This window comes from Kytococcus sp. HMSC28H12 (assembly GCF_001816045.1).
In the GTDB taxonomy this organism is placed as follows: domain Bacteria; phylum Actinomycetota; class Actinomycetes; order Actinomycetales; family Dermatophilaceae; genus Kytococcus; species Kytococcus schroeteri.
Map to the genome: position 1 here is coordinate 1 of NZ_KV824518.1, position 2,124 is coordinate 2,124.

Sequence of the window (2,124 nt, forward strand, 5' to 3'; positions counted from 1 at the left end):
CCGGTCCATGCGTCGGTGGCGCCCCTCCACGGTCGCGCGCAGCAGCGCGGTCACGGCGGGGCTGTCGGCGGGCACCCGGTGCACCAGCAGGTGCACGGGCACCGGCCGGTCGGGGCGCGGCACCTGGGCGCTCACCTCGATGCCGGGGTGCACCCGGATGCCGTACCGCTGGCCGGCGGCGAGCGCCTCGGCCCACCCGGCCGTGGTGTCGTGGTCGGTGAGCGCCATCGCCCCGAGCCCCAGCTCGGCGGCGCGGCGGACCACCTCGGCGGGTGGCTGCGTGCCGTCCGAGGCGGTGGAGTGGGTGTGCGGGTCGACCTGCCCGCCGAGGCCGCTCACGTCTCCACCACGCGGCTGGCCTTGCGCTCCGAGCGGCTCATGCCCGCCAGCGCACGGTGCGCCCACGTGCCCAGGCTGACCCCGGCGGCCAGGGCCAGGCCGCTGGCCACGGCGCTGAGCAGCTCCTGCAGCCCGGCGAAGTAGGTGGCGGGGTCGTTGTCCATGAGCTTGAACAGCCCGCGGTAGACCGCCCCACCCGGCAGGAAGGGCGCGATGACGGCCGTGGTGAGCGCCAGCGAGGGCACGTGCAGGCCGCCGGCCAGCCAGTGGGCCAGGAAGCTCACCATGGCCACCGCCAGCATCACGCGCGTCTCGTAGGTGAACCCGCCCACCTGGAGCGCCCAGAAGAGCAGGAACGCGGTGCCTCCCAGGGCCGCGGAGAGGAAGGCGGCGCGCAGTGAGGCGTAGGTGGCGATGGCCGAGAAGAAGCAGAACACCGTGGAGCTGATGACCAGGGTGGCCAGGTCCTCCGAGAGGTAGGACCGCGTGAGCACCGTCATTCCGATGCCCGCCCGCCGCGCCGCGTCGAGCACCAGGGAGACGCCGATGGCGACGCCGGCGGTCATGACCACCACCTCCAGGGCCCGCGCCCCGGCGGTGACGTAGTACCCGTCGAGGGCGTCCTGCGCGGTGCCCACCACGCCGAGGCCGGCCAGCAGCACGATGATGCCGGCGGCCACGATGAGCGAGGGGTACTGGTCGCCCGGCGGGTCGAGCCCGATGCCCCACAGGTGGAGGTCCTCGCGTTCCACCACGTAGATGGCCACCGCCACCATCGTCGGGATGGCGGACGCCACGATCTGGGCGAAGAAGGGCGGCAGCCCCCACCGGCCCAGGCGGGCCAGCACCTGGTCGATGGCCAGGGTGGAGAAGAAGGTGAGCACCCAGGTGACCTGGTCGGCGCCGAGCAGCGCGGAGATGGCCGCACCCATCATCGCCAGGGCCACGCTGGCCACCCACGGCCGGTAGGGGCGGGGCGCGTGGAGGATCTCCTCCAGCCGGGACGAGGCCGACTCCAGCTCCCCAGGGTGCTCGGCCAGGTCGTTGACGAAGGCCTGGAGCCGCTCCACGGCCATGAAGTCGTAGGTGCGGGCGCGCACCACGCGCATCACCGACAGGGGGTCCTCCCCCATGCCGCGGTGGATGCTCACCGTGATGGAGGTGAAGGTGATGTCCACGTGGGCCGAGCGCACGCCGAAGGCGGAGGTGAGGCGCAGCACGGTGGCCACGACGTCGGCGGCGGGGGTGCCGGCACCGAGCAGGGCCTCACCGGTGCGCAGCGAGAGGTCGATGATCTGGCGGCCGCGGCGCTCGTCGAGGTCGCGGTCGCCGGACTCCACCATCGGCACCGGCGAGGCGGAGCTGGGGCGGACCACGTCGGCCAGCCGGATGACGCGGCGTCGCGTGCTGCCGCGTACCGTGCCGGGCGCCAGCTGCTGCTGCACCCCGGGCGCCAGGGCGACGTCCTCGGAGAGGCCGGTGGTGAGGTTGGTGGTCGGCGCCACGCCCGGCGGGACCGGGCCCTCCCCCTCGGTGCCGCCGGGGGCGGTGGTGGTCGGGGCACCGGTCTGGACGGGGTTCAGGACCGTGGTGGCCGCGGGCTGCGGAGCGGTCTCGGACTGCGCACCCCGGGCCACCGACGACAACGAACGGGGCGTACGCGAGGGAGACACGCGGGACACTCTCACCCGGAGGGGGCTTCGGAGACAAGTTCCGCCGCACCCCGTGGACGTGGGCACCGAAGAGGGGCCCGGGGCCGAGTTCGGCACCGGTGCCGAACTCGGC

The 2,124-nt window shown here is 74.3% G+C and carries 2 protein-coding genes; both read right to left on the reverse strand.

What is annotated here, in order from left to right:
• On the reverse strand, window positions 1–339 hold a 339-nt coding region (locus HMPREF3099_RS07510; protein ID WP_141762049.1), incomplete at its 3' end, for a PHP domain-containing protein.
• Complete coding sequence (locus HMPREF3099_RS07515; protein ID WP_141762050.1) at window positions 336–2,012, reverse strand: threonine/serine exporter family protein; 1,677 nt, start codon at window positions 2,010–2,012, stop codon at window positions 336–338. The genes HMPREF3099_RS07515 and HMPREF3099_RS07510, both read right to left, overlap by 4 nt.
• Window positions 2,013–2,124 lie beyond the last annotated feature (112 nt).